Here is a 26,561-nt window from a genome sequence, read left to right on the forward strand (position 1 = left end):
CGGGCCCCCGACGGTGTAGCGTGAGTCCGCGACGGCGCGATGCTAGCGCGCCGTGTCCGAGGGGCGGCCCATGTCCGGATCCGGCGTTGTCGACGAGGCGGCCGTGGCGGCGAGCGAGCCTTTCGGCGCGTTCGCGGCCGGCCTGGCGGACCTGTCGCCCCTGCGGTGGGCGGTGGTCGCGGCCTGCCGGCGGCCCGAGCGGGACTGCGTGGTCCCGCTCCTCGAAGAAGCGCGTCTGCCGCCCGAGGCGGCGCGGCGCGTCGCCGAGGACGCGCGGCGCCTCGTCGAGACCCTGCGGCGCCAGGGCACCCGCGGCGGCGTCGAGGGGCTGATCCACGAGTACGCGCTGTCCAGCCAGGAGGGCGTGGCGCTGATGTGCCTCGCCGAGGCGCTGCTGCGCATCCCCGACGCGGCGACGCGGGACGCGCTGATCCGCGACAAGATCGCCGGCGGCGACTGGGCCGCCCATCTCGGGCACAGCCCGTCGCCCTTCGTCAACGCGGCGACCTGGGGCCTGCTCGTGACCGGCAGGCTCGCGGCGACCCGGGACGAGGCCGGCCTGTCCGCCGCGCTCACCCGGCTGATCGCCCGCGGCGGCGAGCCCGTGATCCGGACCGGCGTCGATCTCGCCATGCGGATGATGGGCGAGCAGTTCGTGGCGGGGCGAACCATCGCCGAGGCCCTGCGGCACGCGGCGCGGCTCGAGGCGAAGGGCTTCACCTACTCGTACGACATGCTCGGCGAGGCCGCCGTGACCGCCGAGGACGCCGAGCGCTACCGGCGCGCCTACGCGGACGCGATCGCGGCGATCGGCGCGGCCTCTGCCGGGCGCGGCGTGCTCCGCGGCCCTGGAATCTCGATCAAGCTGTCGGCGCTCCATCCCCGCTACGCCCGCGCGCAGCGCGACCGGGTCCTGGCCGAACTCTATCCCCGCGTGCGGGACCTCGCCCGCCTCGCCGAGGGGCACGGCATCGGTCTCAACATCGACGCCGAGGAGGCCGACCGCCTCGACCTGTCGCTCGACATCCTGGAGCGTCTCGCCGCCGAGCCCGATCTCGCCGGCTGGGACGGGCTCGGCTTCGTGGTCCAGGCCTACGGCAAGCGCTGCCCGTTCGTTATCGACGTGCTGATCGACCTCGCGCGGCGGTGCCGCCGGCGGCTGATGGTGCGCCTCGTGAAGGGCGCCTACTGGGACAGCGAGATCAAGCGGGCGCAGGTCGACGGTCTGGCGGATTTCCCGGTCTTCACCCGGAAGGTCCACACCGACGTCTCGTACCTCGCCTGCGCGCGCCGGCTGCTCGCGGCGCCCGACGCGGTCTTCCCGCAATTCGCCACCCACAACGCCCAGACCCTCGCGAGCATCGTCGAGATGGCCGGCCCGGATTTCCGGCTCGGCCAGTACGAGTTCCAGTGCCTGCACGGCATGGGCGAGCCGCTCTACGAGGCGGTCGTCGCCGGCGAGATCCTGCAGCGGCCCTGCCGCATCTACGCGCCCGTGGGCACCCACGAGACCCTGCTCGCCTACCTGGTGCGGCGCCTCCTGGAGAACGGGGCCAACACGTCCTTCGTCAACCGGGTCGCCGACAAGGCCGTGCCGGTGGCGGATCTGATCGCCGACCCCGTCGTCGCCGTCGAGGCCGCGCCGGATCCCGGCGCGCCGCATCCGCGGATCGCGGCCCCCCGGGCGCTCTACGGCCCGGCCCGCGCCAACGCGGCCGGGCTCGACCTCGCCGACGAGGCGGCCCTCGCCCAGCTGTCGGACGGGTTGGCGGCGAGCGGCCGCACCGCGTGGCGGGCGGCACCCTCGGGCGCGGACGACGCGGCGGCCGACGAACCCGTCCACAATCCCGCCGACCGCCGGGACATCGTCGGCTTATACCGGGCGGCGACGGCCGAGACCGTGGCGGTCGCCGTGGCGCGCGCGCAGGCGGGCGCGGCCGGCTGGGCGGCGACGCCGGCGACCGCGCGCGCCGCCTGCCTGCGGCGGGCCGCCGACGCCCTCGAGGCGCAGATGCCGCCGCTGATCGGGCTCGTCGTGCGGGAGGCGGGCAAGACCTGCGCGAGCGCCGTCGCGGAGATCCGCGAGGCGGTCGACTTCCTCCGCTACGCCGCCGCCGAGGCCGAGCGGACCCTCGGGGACGCGCACGCGCCGCTCGGTCCGGTCACCTGCATCGCGCCGTGGAATTTTCCGCTGGCGATCTTCGTCGGTCAGGTCGCGGCCGCCCTGGCGGCGGGCAACACGGTCCTGGCGAAACCCGCCGAGGAGACCCCGCTGATCGCGGCCGCTGCCGTCCGCGCGCTGCACGCGGCCGGGATTCCCGTCGAGGCGCTGCACCTCCTGCCGGGCGACGGCCGTGTCGGCGCCGCCCTGGTCGAGGATCCGCGCGTGCAGGGCGTGATGTTCACCGGATCGACGGCGGTGGCCAAGGGCATCCAGCGGGCTCTCGCGGAGCGGCTGAACCGCTTCGGCGAGCCGGTGCCGTTCGTGGCCGAGACCGGCGGCCAGAACGCCCTCGTGGTCGATTCCTCCGCGCTCGCCGAGCAGGTGGTGGCCGATGTCATCGCCTCGGCCTTCGATTCCGCCGGGCAGCGCTGCTCGGCGCTCCGCATCCTGTGCCTGCAGGAGGAGATCGCCGACCGGACGCTGCACATGCTGAAGGGCGCCCTGCGGGAGCTGCGGGTGGGCGACCCGCGGCGCCTGCCCGTCGATGTCGGGCCGGTCATCTCCGCCGAGGCCGCCGACGGGATCGTCGAGCACGTGGCGCGGATGCGCGCGCGGGGCTTCTCCGTGGAGCAGTTCCCCCTGCCGCCCGAGGCCCGCGCCGGGACCTTCGTGCCGCCGACCCTGATCGAGATCGGGGCCGTCGCCGATGTCGAGCAGGAGGTGTTCGGGCCGGTGCTGCACGTGCTGCGCTACCGCCGCGACGGCCTCGACGCGCTCCTCGCGGCGATCGACGCGACCGGCTACGGGCTCACCTTCGGGCTGCACAGCCGCATCGACGAGACCATCGACCGCGTCCTCGATCGCGTGCGGGCCGGCAACCGCTACGTCAATCGCAACATCATCGGCGCGGTGGTCGGCGTGCAGCCCTTCGGCGGCTCCGGGCTGTCGGGGACGGGCCCGAAGGCCGGCGGCCCGCTTTCCCTCGGCCGCCTGCTGCGACGCGCGCCCGCCGCCGCCCGCGACGGGCTGGCCGCCGACGATTCGGCGTTGCGCCCCTACACGGCGTGGCTGCGCTCGCGGCACCGGCACGACCTCGCGGACAGGCTCGAAGCCGTCCGCTATCCCGGCCGCGCCGCGATCGCGCTTGCCGGTCCCGTCGGTGAGCGCAACCTGTACGCGCTGCGTCCCCGCGGACGATTGGCGGCGGTCGCCGCGACCCAGACGGCGCTCCTGCTCCAGCTCGGCGCGATCCTCGGTACGGGCAACGCGGCCGTCGTCATCGGGCCGGACGGGCGCGATCCGGACCTGGACGGTCTGCCGGAAGCGTGCGCGGCGCGGGTTGCCCGGGCGCCGGATCTCGGGCGCGCGGGCGCGATCGCCGGGGTCCTGTTCGCGGGTGACGCCGACGACCTGCGGGCCCTGAACAGGGCCGTCGCGGCCCGCGACGGCGCGATTCTGCCGATCCAGGCCCGCTGCCCGGAGGCGCTGGCGGCCGGCGACCTCTACGATCCGGCCGGCCTGGTGGAGGAGGTCACCACCACGATCAACACCGCGGCGGCCGGCGGCAATGCCAGCCTGATGAGCGTCGGGTGAGCGAGCGCCCGCCCGGTCAGGCCGACCGGCGCAGGTTCCAGAACAGCGGCAGCCCGGTCAGCATGCCTTCGAGGTCGCGCCGGTAGGCGGTCGGCTGGAAATACTGGCCGCAGGGCAGGTAGGCGCCGACCTCCAGCGCCCGCGCCTGGATCCGCGCCGCCAGCGCCTTCTGGGCGTCGAGGTCCGGCGCGTCGAACCATGCGCCGCGCAGCTCCTCCAGGGGCGCGTCGGTCAGCCAGCTCGGCACGCCGGCCCGGCCGTTCCCGCGGGCGGCCAGATGGTAGGCCGGCGAGAGGTGGTCGAGCCCGCCGGAGAAGATGCCGAACATCGACCAGCCACCCTGGTCCAGGGGCTTGGCGTTCAGGATCCGCTGGTTGACCGTCCCCCAGTCGGTGGCGACGACGTCGAGGTTCATCCCGATCTTGCGGCAGGCATCGGCCATCACCTCGCAGATCGCGTTGATCCGCGGCACGTCGGTCCCGGAGAGCAGCACGACGCGCTCGCCCTTGTAGCCCGCCGCCGCCAGCGCCCGCTTCGCGGCGGCGAGGTCGCGGGGGGCGGTCAGCGCCTCCATGCCGGCCGAGGACGCCATCGGCCCGCCGGCCGTGAAGATGCCGACGGGCCCGCGCCGGATCGCCGGGTCGCTGCCGGCGACGGCGTCCATCATCTCGGTCTGGTCGACGGCCGCGAGCAGCGCATGGCTGATCGCGGGATTGTCGAAGGGCGGCAGGGTGTGGTTGAGGCGGATCTGGCCGATCAGCCCGGCGGTCTCCACCAGATCCACCCGCACGGCGGGCTGGCGGTTCAGGTCCGGCACGAGATCGACGAGGGGCTGCTCCCACCAGTCGATCTCGCCCGAGCGCAGGGCGCCGGCCGCGGTCGCGCCGTCGGGGATCGTGCGCCACTCGACGCGGTCGAAATGCGCGATCCGCGGCCCCGCCGTGAAGCTCGGCGTGCCGTCGGGGCGCGGTCGATAGGCCTCGAACCGGCGGTAGACGTTGAGCGAGCCCGGAACACGCTCGTCGGCGGCGAAGCGGAACGGACCGCTGCCGACGATCTCCGGCACCGCCTGCGTCGCGGGCGTCGCGCTCAGGCGCTCCGGCATGATCACCGGGACGTAGGAGGTCGGCTTGGCCAGGGCGTCGGGCAGGAGCGGGAAGGGCCGCTTCAGGCGGAACTGCACCACCGTGTCGGAGGGCGCCGAGAGTTCGTCCACCGTCGCGAACAGGGCCCCGCCGTAGGCATCGCGCTGCGCCCAGCGCTTCAGGCTCGCCACCACGTCGCGGCCGAGGACGGGCGTCCCGTCGTGGAAGCGCAGGCCGTCCCGCAGGGTCAGGCGCCACGTGAGGCCGTCGGACGCGACCTCGTTGGCCGCCACCATCTGCGGCTGAGCGCGGTAGGCGGTGTCGAGGCTGTAGAGCGTGTCGAACACCATCAGCGCGTGGGTGCGCGTGACGTAATTGGTGGTGATGATCGGGTCGAGGAGCGCGAGGTCCGCGTAGGGGACGAACCGCAGGGTCGTCGCGGAGGCCGCCCGGACCAGGGCCGGCCGGGCGAGAGCCCCGGCCATCAGGGCTCCGGCGCCGGTCAGCAGGGTGCGTCGCTTCATGAATCGATCCCGGTCACGGCGGCGTCCGATCTGGCCGCAAGCCGGGTTCGCGTGCAAGTGGTGCGCCACTGCCGCGCTTAGATCGGGATCTCAGAACCCGCCCGGGCCGGTAGCCGGACGGGTCGCCCGTGATCGCGCTGCGCGGGCCCTCAGGCGGCGCGCGACCAGCGGATGTCGCCGAGGCTCTCGCGGAAGGCGAAGCGGGCGAGATGGTCGGCCACGACGTTCTCCAGCCGGGTGAGGTTGACCGGGTCGGAGCTGTCGATGCGCATCACCAGCGCGTCGGGCTCGGCATCGAAGGTGCAGACGCGGTCCTCGCCGAAGGGCACGGTGCCGTGAACGGGGGTCGCCTCGACCTTGAACTTGTGGCTCCAGTGCCGGCAGAGCTGCTGCAGGTAGCGGCTCGCCTCGGTGGTCTGCACGCGGGCCTGGGAGGTGGGCATTCCGTCGGTCTCCAGATGGATGTGAAAACAGCCTGTCGGTGACGGTTCGTCGTTCGATCTCGCACGTGCGAGATAGGGAGGCCTCAGAGCAATTGCCATGCCTGGCGCCGACGGATCCGTCTCCGCCGTCTGTGTTGAGCGTGTGTCCGAAGCGTTAGCAGCGGCTTAACGCGACGGGCCGCACCGGCGGTTCGCGGCGCGGCGTGGCTGTCCTGCACCCGTCTCCGCGCCGAATTATGGCGCGATGCACAAATTCGCTCAGGCCGGCGGCGCACCGCGATCGGTCGGGACGAGCACCTTGCCGGGGTTGAGCAGGTCGTCCGGATCGAGCGCGGCCTTCAGGCGCCGCATGAGGTCGAGCCCGACCGGGTCGCCGTAGCGCGCGAGTTCCTCGCGCTTGATGAGGCCGACGCCGTGCTCGGCCGCGATGGAGCCGCCCAGGGCGTGCACGAGGTCGTGAACGATCCGGTTGAACCGGCCCCAGGCGGACAGGAACGCCGCGGGCTCCATGCCGGGCGGCTGTGACAGGTTGAAATGGATGTTGCCGTCGCCGAAATGGCCGAAGCCGCAGGGCCTCAGGCCCGGCATCTCGGCGAGGCAGGCCGCCCCCGCTCGCTCCAGGAACTCGGGCAGGCGGGAGAGCGGCACCGACACGTCGTGCTTGATCGAGGCGCCCTCGCGGGTCTGCGCTTCGGGAACGCCCTCGCGCAGGCGCCAGAGCGCGGCGTTCTGGGCCCCGCTGGTCGCGATGGTGGCGTCGGCGATCAGCCCGTCCTCCAGGGCCTGCCCGAGGGCCGATTCCAGTTCGGCCCCCGTGTCGGCGTCCGGGCGCGCGGACGCGACCTCGATCAGCGCGTAGGCGCCGTGCGCGCCGTCCAGCGGCCGCACCGTCCCCGGGACGTGGCGCAGCACGATCTCCAGGGCGAAGGGCGGCAGGTACTCGAACGCCGTGAGGTCGCGGTCCATCCGCGTCCGCAGGAAGACGAACAGGTCCAGAGCCGCCTTCGCCGAGTCGAGGCCGACGAAGGCGACGCTCGTCGAGCGCGGCCGCGGGAACAGCTTCAGCACCGCCGCCGTGACGATGCCCAGCGTGCCCTCCGAGCCGATGAAGAGCTGCTTCAGGTCGTAGCCGGCATTGTCCTTGCGCAGGGCCCTCAGCCCGTTCCAGACGCGCCCGTCGGCGAGCACGACCTCCAGCCCGAGGACGAGGTCGCGGGCGTTGCCGTAGGCGAGGACCGCGATCCCCCCGGCATTGGTGCTGACGCCGCCGCCGATCCGGGCGGAGCCGCGCGACGCGTAGGAGAGCGGGAACAGCATGCCGGCGGCCTCGGCCGCCTCCTGCACCTCCTGCAGGATCATCCCGGCCTCGACCGTGATGGTGGCGTCCACCGGGTTGACCGCGCGCAGGCGGTTCATGCGTTCCAGGGACAGGACGACGCCGCCCTGCGGCACGCCGGCGCCGGTGAGGCCGGTATTGCCCCCGAGCGGCACGACGGCGATCCCGGCCTGCGTGCAGGCGCGGACCGCGAAGGCGACCTCCTCGGTGCTACCCGGCCGAAGTACGGCCAGGGCCGACCCGGTGAACAGGCGGCGGCTCTCCGTCAGGTAGGGCGCGAGGGCGTCGGGATCCGTCAGCACGTGCCGCGCGCCGAGCCCGTCCCGGAGCGCGGTCAGCAGGGTGTCGAGGGCGGCTGTCGGCGTCATCGCGCGGATTCTGTAGGCCGGAGCAGGCCGGAGGCAAGCGCCGGTATGGCGCGCGCCGATGCGGACCTTACAACGATGATGTAGGGCCCGGGCGTCGTCGCGCCGGTCCACCCGGACGATCCACCGCAGAGGCAGAGATGCTCTCCGTCATCCAGAACCCGCCCCGCATCGCGCTCCCCATCGTCGGCAGCAGCGACTTCTATCCCGTCCGCCGCGTCTACTGCGTCGGGCGCAACTACGCCGCCCACGCCCGCGAGATGGGCGCGGACCCGGACCGCGAGCCGCCGTTCTTCTTCATGAAGCCCGCCGACGCCCTGCAGATCGTCGGGCCGGAGCCGACGGCCCACGCCTACCCGCCGAAGACCGCCAACTACCATTTCGAGGTGGAGATGGTCGCGGCCCTCGCGAGCGGCGGCAGCGACATCCCGGCCGAGACCGCCCTGGAGCACGTCTACGGCTACGCCATCGGCCTCGACATGACCCGGCGCGACGTCCAGGACGAGGCCAAGAAGATGTCGCGGCCCTGGGACACCGCCAAGGCGGCCGACGGGTCGGGGCCGATCGGCGCGCTCCACCCGGTCTCCGCCATCGGCCACCCGGCCAAGGGCGCCATCACCCTGTCGGTCGACGGCGAGATCCGCCAGAAGGGCGACCTCGGCGACATGATCTGGTCCGTCGCCGAGCAGATCGCCTACCTGTCGGGCTACTTCGCCCTGCAGCCCGGCGACCTGATCTTCACCGGCACGCCCTCCGGCGTCGGCCCGGTCCAGCGCGGCCAGCGCATGGTCGCGGCGATCGACGGTCTCGGCGCCATCACCCTCGACGTCGTCTGAGTCGCGCGGTCGCATGCTCCTCGATCGACCGCTGCTGCGGCGCCTGTTCCACCTCGGGGCGCTCGCGTCCCGGGGCATGACCCTCGGCGTGCGCGGCGTCGCCCTCGACGGGGCCGGGTGCGTCGCCCTGGTGCGCCACACCTACGTGAGTGGCTGGCACCTCCCCGGCGGCGGCGTCGAGCGCGGCGAGACCGCGCGCGACGCGATCGTGCGGGAGTTCCGCGAGGAGGCGGAGATCGTCGCCGAGGGAGAGCCGCGCCTGCACGGCCTCTATCGGAACGTGGTCGCCGCGCCCCGCGACCACGTGGCCCTGTTCGTCCTGCCGGCCTTCACGGTCCTGCGCCCGAAGGCGCCGGACCGGGAGGTCGCCGAGTGCGCCTTCTTCCCGATGGACGCGCTCCCCGAGGGGACCACGCGCGGGACCCGCGCCCGGCTCCGGGAGATCCGCGACGGCCTCCCGCCGGAGCCGAACTGGTAAATCGTGACGGTTCGCGAAAAGGGCGCTTGCGTCGCCCGGCGGAATGGTGTTTAGAGAGCCGCGCCGGGGGCCGCCGGCACGAAAGTCCGGGCGGCGCGGCACAGTGAGCGGGTGTAGCTCAGGGGTAGAGCACAACCTTGCCAAGGTTGGGGTCGAGGGTTCGAATCCCTTCGCCCGCTCCAGTTTTTCCCAACCATACGATCGACCTACAAGGCCGCAGCTCTGCGGCCTTTGTCGTTTCTGGACCTCGGCGAACTGCCGGTCGCGGAAAGGCGAACGGCGTCCGGGTGGACCGAGGCGCGGGATCGCGCCCGGTCAGCCCGGCTCAGGCGTCCTGTTCCTTCGCGAAGGCCCGCAGTGAGACCCGGGCGACCTCCCGCAGCGCCTCCCGGTCGGCGCCCGAGGAGGCCAGCACGCCCATGCCGGAGGCGACGGTGGACAGGAATCGCGCCAGCGCGACCGGGTCGGAATCCGCCGGCAGGTCACCGTCCTGTTGGGCCTGAATGAAGCGCTCGCGGAGTTCCATCTCGCCCTGCGCCCGCCGGGACGCCAGCTCGAACGGGATGTTCTCCGAGCCCGCGCCGCAGGCGAGACCGCCCTGAACGAGGAGGCAGCCGGGCGGGTTCGCCGGATCCGTGTGGCTCTCGGCGATGCTGCTCAGGAAGCGCTCGGCCACGTCGCGCGCGGTCTCGCCCGCCAGGACGAAGCGCATGTGCTCGGAGCGCCGCTGCGCGTACCGGTCGAGGGCGGCCTTGAGCAGCCCCTCCTTGCTGCCGAAGGCCGCGTAGAGACTCGGCGGCTTGATGCCCATCGCCTTCGTGAGCATCGCGAGGCTCGCGCCGTCGTAGCCGTGGCGCCAGAACACCTCCATCGCCTCGTCGAGGGCCTTGTCCGTGTCGAAGGACCGGGGGCGCCCCATCACCATTGCCTGCGGACTCCAACTTTTATATCGAGTGGTAGATAAGTCACTTGACGCCCCGCGTCCATGCCGACATGTGTAGCGACCTATACAGATGTTGGAGTCGCTCGTGGAACCTCAGCGTCATCCCTCGCGCAATCCTCTCCGTGCCCGGCGCCTCGCGGCCGGAAGCCTCGCGGTCGCCCTTCTCGCAGGCGTCTCCTACACCTTCATACCCGGCGCCCTGGTCCGGGGAACCGTGGCCGTCGCCGCGACGCCGCCGACCGAGGTGGCGATGCCGGCCTCAGTCGCGACCGTCGAGCCGCGCGACGTCATCCTCTGGGACGAGTTCTCGGGTCGTCTGGAGGCCGTCGAGCGCATAGACGTCCGTGCCCGGGTGGGCGGCGCGATCCTGGCCACGCATTTCGCGGAAGGTGAGGTGGTCAAGGCCGGCGACCTGCTGGTGACCATCGATCCCGCGCCCTACGCGGCCGAGGTCCAGCGGCTGGAAGCCCAGGTCGCGGGCGCCGAGGCGCGGGTCGGCATGACGGCGAGCGACCTCGAGCGCGGGCAGAAGCTGTCGGACCAGCACATCGTCACGGCGCGCGACCTCGACGTCCGCGCCAACGCGTTCAAGGAGGCCAAGGCGAGCCTCGACGCGGCGAAGGCGGCCCTGGAGGCGGCGCGCCTGAACCTCGGCTACACGCAGGTCCGGGCGGCCGTCGGCGGCCGCGTCGGCCGCCGCGAGATCACGCCGGGCAACCTCGTGGCCACGGGCGCCGGGGCCGCCGTGCTGACCACGCTCGTCTCGGTCGATCCGGTCTACGCCAGCTTCGATGCCGACGAGGGCGTGGTCCTGAAGGCGCTGGCCTCGGTCGCCGAGTCGGGCGGCCGGCGCGGCAAGCTCGACCGCATCCCCGTGGAGATGGCGACCGCCGACGGCGCCCGCGCGGCCGGGCATCTCCAGTTCATCGACAACAAGGTCGACGCGCGCAGCGGCACGGTCCGGGTGCGCGCGACCGTCTCCAACGGCGACGGCCGCCTGATCCCGGGCCAGTTCGCCCGGATGCGCCTCGGTCAGGCCGCGCCGGAACGCCTCGTCCTCGTCGACGAGCGGGCCGTCGGCACCGATCAGGACAAGAAGTTCGTGCTCCTCGTGGGGTCGGACAACCGGGCCGAGTTCCGCGCCGTCACCCTCGGCCGGGCGGTCGACGGTCTGCGCGTCGTGACTTCCGGCCTGTCGGGCGGCGAGCGCATCGTGGTCAACGGCCTGCAGCGCGTCCGTCCCGGGACCCTCCTGCGCCCCGAACCGGTCGCGATGGGCGCGCGCCCGCAGGACGCCGCCTCCGGGCCGCGCAAGCTGGCGCAGCGCTGACGGCCGGCGCGCCGCGCCCGTCCGCCCGATCCAGATCCCCGACGCCTTCGAGACGGCGGCCGCACGCGGCCGCCCGGACGCCCCTGCCTCACGCCCTCGGAGGGCGGCATGAATCTCTCCAAATTCTTCATCGACCGCCCGATCTTCGCGGGTGTGCTCTCGATGCTCATCTTCATCGGCGGCCTGCTCTCGCTCTTCGCGATGCCGATCTCCGAGTACCCGGACGTGGTGCCCCCCTCCGTCGTCGTCCGCGCGACCTTCCCGGGCGCCAACCCCAAGGTCATCGTCGAGACCGTGGCGACGCCGATCGAGGAGCAGATCAACGGCGTCGAGGGCATGCTCTACATGTCGAGCCAGGCCACGACGGACGGCATCATGACGCTGACCGTCACCTTCCGGCTGGGCACCGACCCCGACAAGGCGCAGCAGCTCGTCCAGAATCGGGTCTCGCAGGCCGAGCCGCGGCTGCCGGCGGTGGTGCGCCAGCTCGGCATCGTCACGGTGAAGAGCTCCCCCGACCTGACGATGGTCGTGCATCTCGTCTCGCCCAACGGGCGCTACGACATGACCTACCTGCGCAACTACGCGGTGCTGAACATCAAGGACCGCTTGGCGCGGCTCGACGGCGTCGGCCAGGTCCAGCTCTTCGGCTCCGGCGACTACGCGATGCGGATCTGGCTCGACCCGCAGAAGGTGGCCGAGCACGGCCTGTCCGCGGGCGACGTCGTGCGGGAGATCCAGGCCCAGAACGTCGAGGCCGCGGCCGGCGTGATCGGCGCGTCGCCGGCCGTTCCGGGCCTCGACCTGCAGCTCTCGCTCAACGCCGAGGGGCGCCTGAGCAGCGAGGAGCAGTTCGGCGACATCGTGGTCAAGACCGGCGCCGACGGGGCGATCACGCGCCTGCGCGACGTCGCGCGCATCGAGCTCGGCGCTTCCGACTACGCCCTGCGCTCGCTCCTCGACAACAAGTCGGCGGTGGCGATCCCGATCTCGCAGTCGCCGGGCTCGAACGCGATCCAGATCTCCGACGAGGTGCGCCGCACCATGGCGGAGATCAAGCGGACCATGCCGGAGGGCGTCGACTACCAGATCGTCTACGACCCGACGCAGTTCGTGCGCGCCTCCATCGAGGCCGTGATCCACACGCTGCTGGAGGCGATCGCCCTCGTCGTGCTCGTGGTGATCCTGTTCCTGCAGACGTGGCGGGCCTCGATCATCCCGCTGCTCGCCGTGCCGGTCTCCATCGTCGGCACCTTCGCGGTGATGCACGTCTTCGGATTCTCGATCAACGCGCTGAGCCTGTTCGGCCTCGTGCTGGCCATCGGCATCGTCGTCGACGACGCGATCGTCGTCGTCGAGAACGTCGAGCGCAACATCGAGAGCGGCCTGTCCCCGCGGGACGCCAGCTACCAGGCCATGCGCGAGGTCTCGGGCCCGATCATCGCCATCGCCCTGGTGCTGGTCGCGGTCTTCGTGCCCCTGGCCTTCATCAGCGGCCTGACGGGCCAGTTCTACAAGCAGTTCGCCCTCACCATCGCGATCTCGACGGTGATCTCGGCGATCAACTCGCTGACCCTCTCGCCGGCCCTCTCGGCGCTGCTGCTGAAGGATCACCACGCGCCGAAGGATCGTCTCACCCGCATCCTCGACCGGCTGCTCGGCTGGTTCTTCCGACGCTTCAACCGCGCCTTCGGGCGGGCCTCGAACGGCTACGGCCGCGGCGTCGGCTTCGCGGTGTCGCGCAAGGCCGCGATGATGACCCTCTACGTCCTGCTCGTCGGGCTGACCGTCGGCCTGTTCCGCCAGATCCCGGGCGGCTTCGTGCCGGGCCAGGACAAGCAGTACCTCGTGGGCTTCGCGCAGCTGCCCGACGGCGCGACCCTCGACCGGACGGAAGAGGTCATCCGCCGCATGAGCGAGATCGCCCTCAGGGAGCCCGGCGTCGAGAGCGCCGTCGCCTTCCCGGGCCTCTCGATCAACGGCTTCACCAACAGCTCCAACTCGGGGATCGTGTTCTCGACGCTCAAGCCGTTCGACGAGCGGAGGGAACCGTCCCTCAACGGGGCGGCGATCGCGCAGTCGCTGAACAGGAAGTACGCCGCGATCCCAGAGGCCTTCATCGCGATGTTCCCGCCGCCGCCGGTGAACGGACTGGGGACGATCGGCGGCTTCAAGCTGCAGATCGAGGATCGCGCCGGCCTCGGCTACGAGGCGCTGAACGACGCCACGAAGGCGTTCATGGCGAAGGCCGCCCAGGCGCCGGAACTCGTCGGGCTGTTCTCGAGCTTCCAGATGAACGTGCCGCAGCTCTTCGCGGACATCGACCGGACGAAGGCCCGTCAGCTCAACATCCCGGTGACGGACGTCTTCGACACGCTGCAGATCTATCTCGGCTCGCTCTACGTCAACGACTTCAACAAGTTCGGCCGCACCTACTCGGTGCGCGTCCAGGCCGACGCCCCGTTCCGGGCGCGATCGGACGATGTCGGTCTGCTGAAGGTCCGGGCCGGTTCCGGCGAGATGGTCCCACTCTCCGCTCTGCTGCGCGTCCGCCAGACCGCCGGACCGGAGCGGGCCATGCGCTACAACGGCTTCCTGTCGGCCGACATCAACGCCGGCGCGGCGCCCGGCTACTCGTCGGGGCAGGCCCAGGCGGCGGCCACGCGGATCGCGGCGGAGACGCTGCCGCGGGGCTTCGCCTTCGAGTGGACGGACCTGACGTACCAGGAGTTCATCGCGGGCAATTCCGGGATCTGGGTCTTTCCCCTCGCGCTGCTCCTGGTCTTCCTCGTGCTCGCCGCGCAGTACGAGAGCCTCGCCCTGCCGCTGGCGATCCTCCTGATCGTGCCGATGGGGCTGCTCGCCGCGATGTTCGGCGTCTGGCTGTCGGCCGGCGACAACAACGTCTTCACGCAGATCGGCCTGATCGTGCTCGTCGGGCTCTCGGCCAAGAACGCCATCCTGATCGTCGAATTCGCCCGTGAGCTCGAATTCGCCGGTCGGACCCCGCTCCAGGCGGCGATCGAGGCGAGCCGCCTCCGGCTGCGGCCGATCCTGATGACGTCGATGGCGTTCATCATGGGCGTGCTGCCGCTGGTGACAGCGACCGGCGCCGGATCGGAGATGCGCCGCGCGATGGGCGTCGCGGTGTTCTCGGGCATGATCGGCGTGACCGCCTTCGGCCTGTTCCTGACCCCGGTCTTCTACGTGCTGCTGCGTCGCCTGAGCGGCAACAGGCCCCTGAAGCATCACGGCGCCGCAGCGCCGGTCCCGGCGCCAGCAGCTGTGCCGGGCTCCGCCCCGGCCGATCACGGGATCCCGTCAGCCGCGCCGCTGCCACAGGCCTGACAGGGCGCGCCACGCCGGCGCCAGCACGACGTTCGTCAGCGGGATCAGCGCCCCGCCGACGACCAGCCCGATGAGGCCCGACACGAATGCGGTAACGAGCCACTCGACGAGGCCCGCGGCGAACGGCACGCGCGCCGCCGCGGCCTCCGCCATCGCGTGGGCGGCGTGCGCCGGTGCCGAGAACCCGTAGGTCTCGAGACCGTGCATCAGGATCCCGCCGCCGACCCAGATCATCGCCGCCGTCCCGATGACGGCCAGGATCTTGAGCAGGATCGGCATGCCCTTCACGACGCCGCGGCCGAGCCCGCGGATCAGGCTTCCGAGCGGTGGGCCAGCGGTGCTGCGGGCGAGGGCCAGACCGGCATCGTCGGCCTTCACGATCAGCGCGACCACGCCGTAGACGCCCGCGGTGATGCCGACCGCGACGATGGCCAGCACCGCCGCCCGCATCCAGAAGCTGCCCTCCGGCAGCGCCGCCAGCGTGATGGCCATGATCTCGGCCGACAGGATGAAGTCCGTCTTGATGGCGCTCGCTACGCGCCGGTCTTCCCGGGCCTGATCGCCGCCGGCGCCACCCTCTTGGTCCGCCTCGTCGCCGTGGCCGTGATGGGCGAACACGGCTTCGTAGACCTTCTCGGCGCCCTCGAAGCACAGGTACGCGCCGCCCAGCATGAGGAGCGGCGTGATCGCCCAGGGGGCGAAGGCGCTCAGCGCCAGGGCACCCGGCAGCAGGAAAAGGATCTTGTTGCGCAGCGATCCGAGGGCGATCCTGCCGACGATCGGCAATTCGCGCTCCGCGGCGAAGCCGACGACGTAGCGCGGCGTCACGGCCGCGTCGTCGATGACGACGCCGGCGGCCTTGGTGCCGGCGCGCGCCGCCTGGCCGGCCACGTCGTCGAGCGAGGCCGCCGCGGCCCTCACCATGAAGGCGACATCGTCCAACAGGGCGATCAATCCGACGCTCACCCGTCCCCCCTCGTCCCTGACCGGTCCGCCAGACAGACGATCCGCGGCAGGATTTGATCCCTGACCGGCGAAAAATCGGCGGACCCGGCCGTCGCCCGGGACTGGCTGCTTCCGCTCGCTCGCGCCTAGCGCAGCGCCAGGGCGTCGAGCCATCCGTGCGCGGCGGCGTAGCGGATGATCTCCGCGCGCGTGCGCAGGCCCAGCTTCTCAGCGGCCCGCGCCTTGTAGGTCTCGATGGACTTCACGCTGAGATCGAAGCGCCGCGCGATCTCCTTGTTGCTGAAGCCCTGCGCGATCAGCCGGAGCACGTCGGTCTCGCGCGGGCTCAGCGCTTCGGCCGACGGCTCGGTCTCCGCGCCCTGCGCCGGGGCCCCGGGATGCGCCATGGCGTGGCTCGCCACCGAGGGGTCGAGGTAGATCCCGCCCGCCGCGACGGCGCGGACCGCGCGGAGCAGGTCCTCCGCGGCCGAGCGCTTGAGGAGGTAGCCCCGGGCGCCCGCCTTGAGCAGCGGCTGAACGTAGGCCGCGTCCTCGTGAACCGTCAGCACCAGCACCCGCGTCCGCGGGCACGACCCGGCGACGCGCTCGGTCAGCTCCAGGCCGTTGAGGCCCGGCATCGAGACGTCGACGACGGCGACGTCCGGGTCGGCGGCGTGGATCATCGGCAGCGCCTCGCTGCCGCTGGTGGCCTCGCCGACCAGCTCGATCTCCGGGTCGGCGTTCAGGAGCGTCCGGATCCCCGCGAGGACGATGGGATGGTCGTCGGCCAGGGCGACGCGGATGCGGTCCGTCATGCGCTTCTCCTCAGGTCTCGGGATGTTCCGGAATCGGGATGGTGACGAACAGCGTCGTACCGATGCCCGGGGACGATTCCAGCGTGAGAGAACCGCTCAGGAGCGACAGCCGCTCGCGGATGCCCGACAGGCCGAGCCGCAGCTTGGCCGGCGCCTCGCCGCCGGCGCGCTCACGCTGCTCGTCGGCTTTGAAGCCGGTGCCGTCGTCCTCGATGACGACCCGCATCTCGCCCGCGCGCTTCTCCACCGAGACGCTGACGCTCGCGGCCCGGGCGTGCTTGAGAACGTTGGTCAGGGCCTCCTGCACGATCCGGTAGACGGCCGTCTCGATCGCGGCCGGCAGCCGGGTCGCCTCGCTCAGGAATTCCAGGTCGGCGCGGATCCCGTGCCGCTGGCTCCAGTCGCGCAGCAGGGTGGCCAGGGCCTCGCGCAGCCCGAGATCGTCGAGGGCGGTCGGCCGGAGGTCGACGGCGGCCCGGTGGATGTCGCGGCCGATCTCCCCGGCGAGCGATTGCAGCCACTCCACCTGCCGGCCGGCCTCCGCCGTGGCCCCGCGTGCCAGGAGCCGCTCCATGCTCTTGAGGCCCAGCGACAGACCGGTCACCGTCTGGCCAACCTGGTCGTGGAGTTCGCGGGCGATCCGGCGCTGCTCGTTCTCCTGGGCCTCGCCGAGGCGGCGCAGCAGCGCGAAGCGCTCGGCCTCCGCGCGCTTGCGCGGCTCGATGTCCGACACCACGCCGTAGATCAGCCCGGCCGGGGTATGCTCGTGGAGCTGCGGCACGCGGCCGGCGACCCGGACCCAGCGCGGCTCCCGACCCTCCTGAATCACGCGGAACTCGACGTCGAGCGGCGTGCCCTCCGCGAGGCTCCGGCGCAGGGCCTCGCTCAGGCGCCCGCGATCCTCGGGATTGACCGCCTGCAGGACCGTGTCGGCGTCCACGGCGCTGTCGCGCCCCTCGGCGGCGGCCGTCCAACCGAGGAGATCGGCCGCGCGGGGCGAGCCGGTGACCCGGTGCGCGACGGTGTCCCAGCGCAGCGTGCCGAGTTCCGCGGCCTCGGCGGCGACGGCGCCCTGTTCCTCGCTGGAGCGGAGCGCGAGGGAGAACCGGGCCTGCTCGCCCGCCCGGCGCTGCGCCATGTCGCGGCCGACAAGACCGACCAGCGCCAGGGCGAGTCCGATGCTGACGAAGCTGCCGCCACCCAGGACGGCGTAGGACCGCGAGACCGGCGCGTTGAGCGTCGCGACCGGCATCCCGAAATGCACCGACCAGCCGCCGGTATGCTGCAGGGTCCGGTAGACCACCTCGACATCGGCGCCTTCAAGCGTCGGTCCGGTGTAGAAGCCGTTCGGGGCGTTCCGGATGGCCGCCTGGAGCGCCGGGTTCGCCGGGTGGCCGAGCTCCTCCACCTCGGCCCGGGTCCGGGCGATCGTGTTGCCCTCCGCGTCCACGATGGTGCCGACCCAGCCCTCGGGGGCGCCGGCGTCGCGCAGGATCGAGCTCACCGCGTTCGTGGCGAGCCGGATCGAGAGGACGTAGCGCAGCGTGCCGTCCCGGATGACCGGCACGCGCAGCGCGACGAGGCGCTTGCCCGAGATCGAGCCGGCCGGGCCGATGCCGCCGATCACCGGCTGCCGCGTGCGCACCACCGCGTCGAAGCTCGTCCGGTCCGAGGTCGGTCCGAGTTCTTCCTCAAGGGACCGGAGAAGATTCACGATCTGGGCGCCGTCCGGTCGCGCGAGTTCCACCGTCTCCCAGAGCGGGTGCGCCTGCCTGAGGCGCACGGCCTCGGCGTAGAAGGCCGCGAGGTCCGGCCGGTCGAGGGTCGCGGAGGCGGCCTCGGCCTCGAGGACCGCGATCTGGGCGGCGATGTCCGAGGCGACGCGCTCGGCCACCCGGGTCGCGCTGGCGACGGCGGCGCTGCGGGCAAGGTCGCGCTGCTGCTGCGCCATCAGCGTCGCGACCCAGCCGCTGAGCAGCAGGACCGGGATCGCGGCCGCGAGGGCGAGGGCGACGAAGGTGCGGCGGCTGCCGCGGCTCAGCTGGAGCTCGGGCCTCCGGATCGCGGTGTCGCGGGCGCGAGCATTCATGCGGCCGTGCGCGGACACGCTTCGCGCCGGTCCGGACCCGGCGCCCATCGCTCGGACGGCCCGACGCCTCTGTCTCGCCGTCCCGCGCGCACCGTCGCCCGCCTCCCGTATCCCCGCATCGGCCCGTAAGCTCACAGCTCTCCTACGGGAAAGTCGGGCCGCCGTCAGGCCGGGGAGGCGGGGTCGGACGCGGCACCGGCGTCGGAAAGGGCCGATCCGGGCAGCATCCGGGCGGGGTGCGGCATCCGCGTCGCGACCGCCCATGAGGAGCCGTCGTAGCCCTCGTACCAGGCCCGGCGCTCGCGCGACTCGCCGGGATAGGGGCAGGCGTCGCGGGGCCGACCGACGGCGCGCGCGCGGGCGCCCTGTTTGACGATGTCCATGAGCATGGGCGCTGATCTCTCCGGCCGCTCGGGAGCCTGTCCCGCCGGGTCAGAAGCGCCGAGTTCGAACGGCCAAGCAAGCTGTTTCGAGCCGGGATACCGCTCACACCGACGCCTGTCGGGAATATCCCGACAGGCCGTGCGTGCGATGATCGATTGACCATTGCACGAAAGCGGCACCGGATCTTTCGGAGATCGCCCCGATCCGTCCGAATGATGCGCGGAGAGACACGAGATCCTCGCGTCGTCAGACGCGAGGATCACGAGCGCCCCGCCGACGTGGGCGTGGCGTGGAAAGTCGACCGGGAGGCCGTGACGGCCCGGCCTCCCGGTCCGGATGCGCCGCCTAGTAGGCGCAGCCGTAGCCGACCGGCGCGTAGCCGTACCCGTAGGGCCGCCCGTAGGCCGCGCCGTAGAGACCGGGCCGTGCAGCGGCCGCGAGGCCCAGGCCTGCGCCGGTCGCGAAGCCGACCCCGCGATAGCCGCCCCAGCCACCCGAGCGATACGCGTGGGGCCGGAAGCCGTAGCCGGCGGGGCGGAAGTGGACGCCGCGATATCCGCGGTAGCCCCGGTGCCGCCGGTAGTGCCAGTGCAGACGGTGATGGCGGTACCGGTGGAGGCCGTGGCGCCGCCCCCTCCAGACGCCGTGACCCAGATGGTGGGGCCCATGATGGAAGCCGCGGCCGTGGGGTCGCGCCTCGCTCGACGGGGCGAACAGGACGAGGCTCGACAGCGCCGTGAGGGCGATCGCGAGACGTTTCATGGGCTGAGCTCCAGAGACGGTGAAGGACGTCCGCACGGATCGGACCCGATGCCGGATCCGACCGCGCGGCGCGGTCTGTCGGGACAGCGATGCCGGCCGCCATCGCGGGCCACCGCGCATTCCCCGGGACTCGCGGACGGCGGGAGACCGCCGGTCGCTGTCCCGCAGGCTCATCTGTGTTGCCCGGCGCCGATCCGCAGTCGGAGAGATCGGCAATCGTGTCAGGGTCGGCCCGACATGCCCGGGCGACGGGTCTGGATTAGCTTGGCCGTGGACATTCGCGCGCGCTGCACAGGGGGACGGCATGCGGAAGGCGTTGGGACGGCCGGTGCAGAGGGCGCGATCCTGGTACCGGCGCTACGGGCGCCTCGGCGCGCCGCGGACGCCGCGACCGGTCAAGCAGGGCCCGCAGGCCGCCCCCGGACGCTCGCTGGAGGACTGGGCGCGGTTCGGCGGCGGTCTGCTCGGCCCGGAATCCGCCGATGCCCCGCGTCCTGAGATCCGCGCCGATCGAGGGGCCGCCCTCGGCATCCCGATCAGTCCGCCGGGCTGAAGACGTCGTCGCCCACGAAGATCATCTCGCGGTCGATCTCGGGGGGATCCTTCTGCGAGCCGTAGGCGAAGAACAGGCGCCGGGTCCGGCCATCCGCCGCGGTCAGCGTGAGCGTGTGGCGATTGAGGGCGTAGCGCCCGCCCTCCGGCGCGCGCCGACGGGCGATCGCCGTGCCGACGCCGGTGCTCGCCCCCGAATTCGTCGCGCCGACCGAGCCGCCGCGACCGTAACTTCCGTCCGCGTGGAAGTCGTAGCGGCTCTCGACGGCGATCGCGACGTCGCCGCCCAGGGCTGAGTTGCCACCGCCCGACAGCCGCCGGTAGGCCCGCGCCACCCGCTCATTGGCGGCGGCCGGGAAGGCCCGGAAGAAGCTGCCGTCGCCGAGGGCGTAGTCGTTCGCGCGGCCGCGCGCGTCCGTCAGGACGAAGCCGGCGCCCTTGGCGCTCCACCGCCCGAATCGCTTGGGTCGTGCGGCCCGCTCGGCGGCGAGGTCCACGTCTTCGAGCGCGGTGCCGGCGATCTCGTAGTAGGTTCCGTCGCGCAGGAAGATCAGCGGCTCGAAATCGATCGTCATGAGACCGCCGACGCCGAACCCGGTGGTCGAACGGAAGTACACGCCCTCGACCTGATCCCAATTGGCGGCGTGGCGCGGGGGACCGGCCGCGTCCGGGGCGGTCGGAGCCGGGGAGGGAGCCGGCTGCGCGTCCGGCACGGGCGGGCTCTCCGCGACCGGCGGCGGCTTCGGGGCCGCGCGTCCGGCCCGGCCCTTCGGCACCAGCCCGTCCTCGGTCAGCGCCAGATTCCGCAGCGTGGCGACCGGGATGAACTCGTTGGACAGGCCCGCCAGGAAACGCGGCAGCACGCCGAGCCGCTTGGCCGCCTGCCAACTGGCATGGTGGAGAACGGCGCGCAGCTTGACCTGCTCGGCGAAGGCCGCCCGCGTGGCCGGCTGGGACAGGGGCGGCCGTTCCGCCATCGGCGCCACGAACCGGGTCCGGATCGCCCGCAGGGCCGCCGCGCTCGGCTCGACCGTCGCGTCGTTGGCGACCATCCATTGCAGGGCGATGAAGGCGGTGAGCACGTCGCCCGCATCGTCCGGCCGCAGCGGCGTCCCGTCGAGGAAGCCTCGGAAGACGCTGTCGTAATCGTGCCGGGCCAGCTCTCGCGCCGTCTCGGCCGCGGCGATCGGGTTCGTGGCGCGCTGGTCGCGCACCGCCCGCGCGACCGTGGCGGCCCGCAGGTCGGGCGTCGAGGCGTAGGGGAGGGCCGGTCCCTCCACCTCGGTCGCCTGCGCCCGTGCCGGGGTCGCCGTCACCGGGATCGCCAGGCTCCACAGCGGGACGGCTGTCACGCCGAGGCCGAGCAGCGCGGCCGCGCGCCGGAAGGTGAACCGCATCATCGCCGCAACCACGCTCGAAGGATCACCAGCAGGCCCTGCACGACGGTGAGCAGCAGTGTCAGGGCCATGAACGGCAGGAACGGGATCAGCAGCCAGCCCGTCATCGTCAGCGTGTAGAGCAGGCCGCCGATATCGTGTCCGGCCACCGGGCAGGGGTGCGTCCCCGCCTCGTTGACGGTGCAGCCGGTCAAGTTCGTCAGCGCGAGGCCGAGCGCGAAGGGTACGACCGGCAGCCACGTGATGAGCAGCAGGATGAGGATCACGCGCAGGCGTCGCCGGGACGGGCTCGGCCGCGCAATCGTGGGGATGGCCATCGGTCACAACCCCTAAGCGGAGCCGGGGCGGCCGCGTCGCGCCGCGCCGCTCATGGCTGGCGGCGGTAGAGGCCGCGGAAGGTGACGTTGACGCCTCCGCAGGCGAGGTTGTCGTCGACGACCAGCCAGGGGCCGACCCGCCGCAGCCAGACCTTGCAGTCGGACGCGTCACCGGCCTCGACCGGCAGCGCCCCGTTCTCGCCGACGGCGAAGCTCGCCGCGGCGCCCTGCGGGGCGACCGTGCCGGCGAATTCGCCGATATGGACGCCGCCGCGGCGCGCCCGCTCCGGATCCCCGGCGCCCCAGGTGGCGTCGCCCCCGAAGGTCAGCAGCCCCGGCTTGTCGGCCTGGGTGATGCGGATGCGCGCCTCCGCACGGGTCCAGGTGCCGAGCCAGTCCGCAGGCGCGACGGCACCGGGCGGCTCGACGGCGACGGCCTCGCCCGGGAGCCAGCCGGTCCGGCCCATATCGTCGCCCGCGCCCCGATAATGGGCGCAGACATAGGCGCCGCGTCGCTCGCCGAGGATGACGGGATCGGCGCTCACCAGGTAGGCGCGCTCGCGGCAGGCGGCGCTCGGGTCCGGGCAGCCAGCGCGGGCGAGCCCGTCCTTGACGAAGGCCGTGCGCCCCGGCGCGCTGATGCGCCCGAAGGTTGGGGGCGCGCCGGACGCGAGCGAGGGGGACCGCCGGCATTCGTTCTCCTCCGCGCGCGCCGGGCCAGCGAGCAGGGCGAGGGCGGAGACCAGGAGCAGCGGGGCGAGAAGCGGCGGGCGCATCGGGAAGGCTCTCGTTGTGGGTGCAGAGGTCGGTCAGCGCATCGCCACCGAGGCGGCGACACGGTCGGCCCTGTCCAGGGCGTCGGGGCGACCGGCATCGGCGAAGCCCAGCACCCGCAGGTAGCGCTGGCCGTCGAAGACCATCGTCTGCGTCACGCCGAGGGCACGGCCGCTCTTGGTGTCGGTCCCGGTGCCGCGCAGCCGCACGACGACCGCCTCGCCGCGACTGGACCGCGCCTCGTCCGTGACGTTCACGTCGGCGAAGTCCTTCTGCGCCGCGAACAGCCGGCGGGCGACCGCGACCTCCGCGCCCGCCGGGACCGGCGCCTGACCGAGCGAGGGCGCGACGACGATCACCGGCTGCTCGCGCTCGGGATCGACGTCCTTGGGTCCCTCGGTGAGGAGGAGGCTGTTGCCCGCGAAGACCGCGGTCGGCCGGTAGCCCGCCATGTCGCCGACCGTGTAGGGCAGCGCCGCGACCTGATCGGTTAGGCTCGCCTTCGCCCGGAACGCGATCGTGCGGAGGGCCGCCTCGACGGAAGCGGCGGGCACCTGCCGGGCCGCCTTCTCCGGGACCTGCACGGTGACGAGCCCGGTCCCGGGGGCGCCGCGCACGACGGCGACCCATTTCGCGTAAGTGAGGCCGTTGGCCGGCTGGGTGCCGCGAAGGACGAAGCCCTCACCGCCCGCGACCGGCAGGGGCTCGGCCCCGCCCTTCACCCGGAAGCCCGTGGCGGCCAGCGCCTCGGGGGTGAACCGACCATTGATCTGGTCCCAGGCCTCCGGCGGCATCTCCACCAGGATGATCGACGCGCCGGCCGGATGCTCGAAACCGGCGAAGCGCCGGCTCACGCTCATCCCGGCCGGCGGCGTCAGGCCGAGGGCGCCGGCGCCCGGAAAGAGCGGGTCGGCCCGGGCCTCGCGGGCCGCGATCGCCAGGGGCGCTAAGACCAGTCCGGCCAGGATGACGCGCCGCGCCGGGCGTTGCGGGACAAGATGGGAGAGGGCGCCGCGCAGGCGCTCGCGAACCGACATGGTCAACCTTCAGGGAACGGTGGGACGACGAGGCGGGGAAGGCGAAGGTTCGGCTACCGCGTCGCCACGCGGCTGATGACGAAGGTGTTGCCTGAGAACTGGACCTGACCCGGCGCGCTCATGTGCTCCAGCATCAGGCGGAGGTTCCGGCCGAGCCGGGCGGAATCCGAGCGGGTCTCGTACCAGTACTCGGTGCTGGCCCCGCTCGCGCGCACCGGACGGTGGTGCTCGTAGCAGCGGAAGGCCGCCATGTACTCCTCGGCCGCCTGGACCTCCTGGGCCGAGAAGCCGCTCAGACGGACGACGTAGGCGCTGGGCAAACCCCCGCAGCCCTCGCCGCCGGGCGCCGCCGCCACGGCGCCGCCGACCGGAGCGGCGTCGGGGGGCGCGGCGCCGGCATCGGCACCGCGGCGGGGCGCGATGACGCCGTCGAGCTTCGCGGTGAGCGCGGCCGCGAGGTCTGCGGCCACCGTCTTCGCCTCGGCGCCGACCCGCTCGAGCAGGCACTCGCGGTCGCACCCCTGGGGCAGGGGCGGCAACTGGAGCCCGGCCACCTCGAACGACCCGAGCGACTGCCCGGTGCGGACGTTGAGGAGGCGGCCGGGGATACGGATCTCCGGCCGGACGATATCCGAGTAGGCGGATTTCGACGCCGACGCGTAGATCTGGAACACCGCCACCACGTCGAGGGGCGGATTCTGGACCGCGCGGGCGACCTCGATCAGCTCGGCATCCCGCCGGCGCACCCGGTTGGCCTGGGTGAACCCCATCGCGACGGCGGTCTCGTCGTAGACGTTGTAGCCGCGCAGATTCATGGTCTCGGACAGCTCGTGGATCACCCGCTGGAAGATGCGGTTGCCGCGGGGCACCGCGTCCTCGTCGGCGTCCTCGCCCATCACGACGACGTTGGGCTTGGTCTGCGCCCGGGCCGGTGCCGCGTAGGCGGAACCGAGGGCCAGGACGGCGAGGCAGGCGGCGCGGAACGCGGTGGTGCGGAACGCGGTGGTACGGACGTGGGGCATCGGGATCCTCCAGGACATCGCGGGTCTCTCCGTCTTCGGACCGTCGGTGAGGCGAGTTGGCGTCATTCGGTGCAGGGACGCGGGGTCGGCGCCGCGCGGAAATCGTCGAGGTCGAGATCCGTCCGCAGGCGCGGGTCGGCCAAGTCGGTGCAAGTGCGATCCGCGACCGGCAGGACGAAGCGCAGGGCACCGCTGCGGGCCGGCGCGATCAGGCTGACCTCCACCCTGCGGTTCACCCGTGACAGGGGTGCGTCGGGATCCTTCGGCCGCGCGGGTCCCCAGCCGTGGACGCGCAGGCGCTCCGGCGCGATGCCGTAGGTCTCGACGAGATGCGCCTTCACGGCCCGGGCCCGGGCCAGGGAGAGGCGGCGGTTGTAGGCGCGGCCGCCGGCGGCGTCGGTGTGGCCGGCGATCAGGAATCCGTGGCCCGCGAGCGGCTCGGCGCGCAGGGCCTCGCCGAGCGGTTCGAGCTGGATGCGCGCTTCGGGGGTCAGGCGCGCGCTGTCGTAGGCGAAGAACACGGTGAGATCGATCGACCGGGCGGGAACGACGCGGACCGCCGGGCCGCCGTCGTCGGGGCTGACCGCCAGCGGCCGCGCGGGCGCTCCCGGATTGCCGTCGGCGAACGGCGCGAGCGACCGGATGATCGCGGTCGCCCCTGGGTTCGCGGCCCGCGCCTCCTCGGCCTCCGCCCGCTCCGCGGCCGGGTCCCGCGGCGGAGGCGCTTCGTCCGGCTGCGCTGCCCGGGCACCCGGCACCTCGGTGAGCGGGTTCGCCCGCGCGGGCGCGGCCAGCGCGAGGGCGAGGCCGACGGCGAGCAACAGTCCGGAGCGGCCGAGGCGCGCCCGCGCGGCGCGCGGCAGATCGTGGGTCCGCATCGCTTCCCCTTCCAGTGTCCCGGGCCTTGCTTCGGCCCCTCTCACCCCACCATGGGCGGCCCAGAGCGATTTTCGTCGCCCGGCCTCGCGATCTTCGCGACGGCGCTCAGCGTCCCCGCAGGATGGCGTTCATCCCGGCCGGGTCGAGGGGTCCGTCGGTCGCCGGCCTGGGTTGGGGTGCCGGGCCGGGCCCGACCGGCCCGGTCCCCGGATCCGCGGCGGCGACCGGGCGCCCCTGGGCCGCCGCGATCCGCGCCAGGGTCGGGCTCCGGCCCAGGATCGCCGAGAGGCGGGTCGCGCTGTTGAAGCTCGTCGGATCCTTCGGATCGAGGCCGCCCTCCTTGTGGAGCGCGATGCCGGCCACGGAGGCGTCGAACATGAGCGACCCGGACGAGCCGCCGAGCGTGTCGCAGCGGTGGCGCAGGTCAGGGCCTTCGGCCTGGTCCTTCATGGCGAAGCAGCGGAAGCGGCTCATCACCTTCGGACGTCCGAGGGGATGGTGGATGACCAGCATCGATCGGTTGGCCGTCACCGGCTCGCCCGAGAGCCGCGCGGCGCCGTAGGTCGCGGTCGGATTGCCCGCCACGCGGGCGAGGGCGAAGTCGAGGCGGGCGTCGAACTCGACGGGCTTCGGGTCGATCTCGAACCGGCGGGAGCCTTTCCCGTCGAGGGTCAGGTAATCCATCAGGATCGACGCCTTGACCGGGCGCAGGTCGCCCGATTGCGGCAGGCAATGGTGGTTGGTCAGCACGTAGTCGCCGGTCAGGAGCGTCCCCGTGCAGGAGGCACCGACCTGCTGCCCGGTGCGGCCGTTCTGGAGCACGATGTCGACGCGGCCGATCGGTCGGGCGAGGGCCGCGAGGCCGTCCTTCGGGTCGAGCTCGCTCACGGGCTCGAAGGCGCCCTTGTTCTGGTCGACATAGGCGGCCGCGTCGCCGGTCGTCTGGCGCAGGGGCAGCTGCGCCCGGCCGTAATCGGCGGGATCGAAGCCGACGCTCTGCGCCCGCGCGGCGTCGCCGCGGCCGAGCACGATCAGCGCGCAGGCCGTTCCCAGAAGGAGTGGGCCTCTCCGGCGCATCGCGATCATCCTCTCCCTCCTCTCGGTCCGCGAATCCGGCCCGCGCTCGCGGGGTCGGTCGACAGC

At 72.9% G+C, this 26,561-nt stretch carries 22 protein-coding genes and 1 tRNA gene; 7 read left to right on the forward strand and 16 right to left on the reverse strand.

What is annotated here, in order from left to right; translation table 11 throughout:
* The first annotated feature begins 70 nt into the window (after window positions 1–70).
* Entirely contained in the window at window positions 71–3,757 is a 3,687-nt protein-coding gene (gene putA / locus C4T42_RS20235; RefSeq protein ID WP_103985757.1) for a trifunctional transcriptional regulator/proline dehydrogenase/L-glutamate gamma-semialdehyde dehydrogenase, read from the forward strand.
* A gap of 16 nt (window positions 3,758–3,773) precedes the next feature.
* Here putA and C4T42_RS20240 read toward each other — a convergent pair whose 3' ends face one another.
* From C4T42_RS20240 to C4T42_RS20250, 3 genes are all read right to left on the reverse strand, one after another.
* Window positions 3,774–5,366 (reverse strand): ABC transporter substrate-binding protein, encoded by a 1,593-nt coding sequence (locus tag C4T42_RS20240; RefSeq protein WP_103985758.1) that lies wholly within the window; start codon window positions 5,364–5,366, stop codon window positions 3,774–3,776.
* A 149-nt stretch (window positions 5,367–5,515) separates the two neighbouring features.
* The gene (locus C4T42_RS20245) at window positions 5,516–5,809 is read right to left on the reverse strand and encodes a DUF2218 domain-containing protein (RefSeq protein ID WP_012320003.1); all 294 of its coding nucleotides are present in this window, start codon (window positions 5,807–5,809) and stop codon (window positions 5,516–5,518) included.
* A 258-nt stretch (window positions 5,810–6,067) separates the two neighbouring features.
* Window positions 6,068–7,513, reverse strand: a complete 1,446-nt coding sequence (locus C4T42_RS20250; protein ID WP_020094572.1) for an FAD-binding oxidoreductase — start codon at window positions 7,511–7,513, stop codon at window positions 6,068–6,070.
* Between the two features lie 137 nt (window positions 7,514–7,650).
* Here C4T42_RS20250 and C4T42_RS20255 point away from each other — a divergent pair, with 137 nt between their 5' ends.
* The 3 genes from C4T42_RS20255 (at window position 7,651) to C4T42_RS20265 (ending at window position 9,006) form a co-directional block, all read left to right on the forward strand.
* Window positions 7,651–8,346 (forward strand): fumarylacetoacetate hydrolase family protein, encoded by a 696-nt coding sequence (locus tag C4T42_RS20255; RefSeq protein ID WP_091680704.1) that lies wholly within the window; start codon window positions 7,651–7,653, stop codon window positions 8,344–8,346.
* Window positions 8,347–8,359: 13 nt separating this feature from the next.
* A complete protein-coding gene (locus C4T42_RS20260; RefSeq protein WP_091680703.1) occupies window positions 8,360–8,824 on the forward strand; it encodes an NUDIX domain-containing protein in 465 nt (154 codons plus the stop codon).
* Between the two features lie 107 nt (window positions 8,825–8,931).
* Window positions 8,932–9,006, forward strand: a tRNA-Gly gene (locus C4T42_RS20265).
* A 143-nt stretch (window positions 9,007–9,149) separates the two neighbouring features.
* Here the strand turns inward: C4T42_RS20265 and C4T42_RS20270 are convergent.
* The gene (locus tag C4T42_RS20270) at window positions 9,150–9,749 is read right to left on the reverse strand and encodes a TetR/AcrR family transcriptional regulator (RefSeq protein WP_042670669.1); all 600 of its coding nucleotides are present in this window, start codon (window positions 9,747–9,749) and stop codon (window positions 9,150–9,152) included.
* A 103-nt stretch (window positions 9,750–9,852) separates the two neighbouring features.
* On the opposite strand from C4T42_RS20270, the gene C4T42_RS20275 reads away from it, so the two are divergent.
* Entirely contained in the window at window positions 9,853–11,097 is a 1,245-nt protein-coding gene (locus C4T42_RS20275; RefSeq protein ID WP_103985774.1) for an efflux RND transporter periplasmic adaptor subunit, read from the forward strand.
* A gap of 108 nt (window positions 11,098–11,205) precedes the next feature.
* Complete coding sequence (locus C4T42_RS20280) at window positions 11,206–14,445, forward strand: multidrug efflux RND transporter permease subunit (protein WP_103985759.1); 3,240 nt, start codon at window positions 11,206–11,208, stop codon at window positions 14,443–14,445.
* Here the strand turns inward: C4T42_RS20280 and C4T42_RS20285 are convergent.
* From C4T42_RS20285 to C4T42_RS20305, 5 genes are all read right to left on the reverse strand, one after another.
* Window positions 14,419–15,411 carry a DUF808 domain-containing protein gene (locus C4T42_RS20285; RefSeq protein WP_091680699.1) on the reverse strand — a complete coding sequence of 331 codons (993 nt, stop codon included), beginning with the start codon at window positions 15,409–15,411 and terminating at the stop codon, window positions 14,419–14,421. The genes C4T42_RS20280 and C4T42_RS20285 overlap by 27 nt on opposite strands.
* A gap of 125 nt (window positions 15,412–15,536) precedes the next feature.
* Window positions 15,537–16,205, reverse strand: a complete 669-nt coding sequence (locus C4T42_RS20290) for a response regulator transcription factor (protein ID WP_091680698.1) — start codon at window positions 16,203–16,205, stop codon at window positions 15,537–15,539.
* 10 nt (window positions 16,206–16,215) lie between these two features.
* Window positions 16,216–18,294: an ATP-binding protein gene (locus tag C4T42_RS20295; RefSeq protein ID WP_103985760.1), complete on the reverse strand. Its 2,079-nt coding sequence runs from the start codon at window positions 18,292–18,294 to the stop codon at window positions 16,216–16,218.
* A gap of 164 nt (window positions 18,295–18,458) precedes the next feature.
* Complete coding sequence (locus C4T42_RS20300; protein WP_020094563.1) at window positions 18,459–18,683, reverse strand: Rmf/CrpP family protein; 225 nt, start codon at window positions 18,681–18,683, stop codon at window positions 18,459–18,461.
* A gap of 340 nt (window positions 18,684–19,023) precedes the next feature.
* A complete protein-coding gene (locus C4T42_RS20305) occupies window positions 19,024–19,440 on the reverse strand; it encodes a hypothetical protein (RefSeq protein WP_103985761.1) in 417 nt (138 codons plus the stop codon).
* 304 nt (window positions 19,441–19,744) lie between these two features.
* Here C4T42_RS20305 and C4T42_RS20310 point away from each other — a divergent pair, with 304 nt between their 5' ends.
* On the forward strand, window positions 19,745–19,993 hold the full coding sequence (locus C4T42_RS20310; protein WP_091680694.1) for a hypothetical protein: 249 nt from the start codon (window positions 19,745–19,747) through the stop codon (window positions 19,991–19,993).
* Here C4T42_RS20310 and C4T42_RS20315 read toward each other — a convergent pair.
* The 7 genes from C4T42_RS20315 to C4T42_RS20345 form a co-directional block, all read right to left on the reverse strand.
* A complete protein-coding gene (locus C4T42_RS20315; RefSeq protein ID WP_103985762.1) occupies window positions 19,977–21,392 on the reverse strand; it encodes a hypothetical protein in 1,416 nt (471 codons plus the stop codon). The genes C4T42_RS20310 and C4T42_RS20315 overlap by 17 nt on opposite strands.
* The gene (locus C4T42_RS20320; protein ID WP_103985763.1) at window positions 21,389–21,706 is read right to left on the reverse strand and encodes a hypothetical protein; all 318 of its coding nucleotides are present in this window, start codon (window positions 21,704–21,706) and stop codon (window positions 21,389–21,391) included. The genes C4T42_RS20315 and C4T42_RS20320 overlap by 4 nt, the downstream gene beginning before the upstream one ends.
* Before the next feature lie 50 nt (window positions 21,707–21,756).
* Window positions 21,757–22,482: a hypothetical protein gene (locus C4T42_RS20325; RefSeq protein ID WP_091926906.1), complete on the reverse strand. Its 726-nt coding sequence runs from the start codon at window positions 22,480–22,482 to the stop codon at window positions 21,757–21,759.
* Window positions 22,483–22,515: 33 nt separating this feature from the next.
* A complete protein-coding gene (locus tag C4T42_RS20330) occupies window positions 22,516–23,517 on the reverse strand; it encodes a hypothetical protein (protein WP_100253421.1) in 1,002 nt (333 codons plus the stop codon).
* A gap of 53 nt (window positions 23,518–23,570) precedes the next feature.
* Window positions 23,571–24,539, reverse strand: coding sequence for a hypothetical protein (locus C4T42_RS20335; protein WP_020094556.1), 969 nt, complete (start codon window positions 24,537–24,539; stop codon window positions 23,571–23,573).
* 62 nt (window positions 24,540–24,601) lie between these two features.
* Window positions 24,602–25,417, reverse strand: coding sequence for an OmpA family protein (locus tag C4T42_RS20340; RefSeq protein ID WP_020094555.1), 816 nt, complete (start codon window positions 25,415–25,417; stop codon window positions 24,602–24,604).
* Window positions 25,418–25,523: 106 nt separating this feature from the next.
* Window positions 25,524–26,504, reverse strand: a complete 981-nt coding sequence (locus tag C4T42_RS20345) for a serine protease (protein ID WP_042670648.1) — start codon at window positions 26,502–26,504, stop codon at window positions 25,524–25,526.
* Window positions 26,505–26,561: the final 57 nt, after the last annotated feature.

The organism is Methylobacterium sp. 190mf, from assembly GCF_900107945.1.
Classification (GTDB): domain Bacteria; phylum Pseudomonadota; class Alphaproteobacteria; order Rhizobiales; family Beijerinckiaceae; genus Methylobacterium.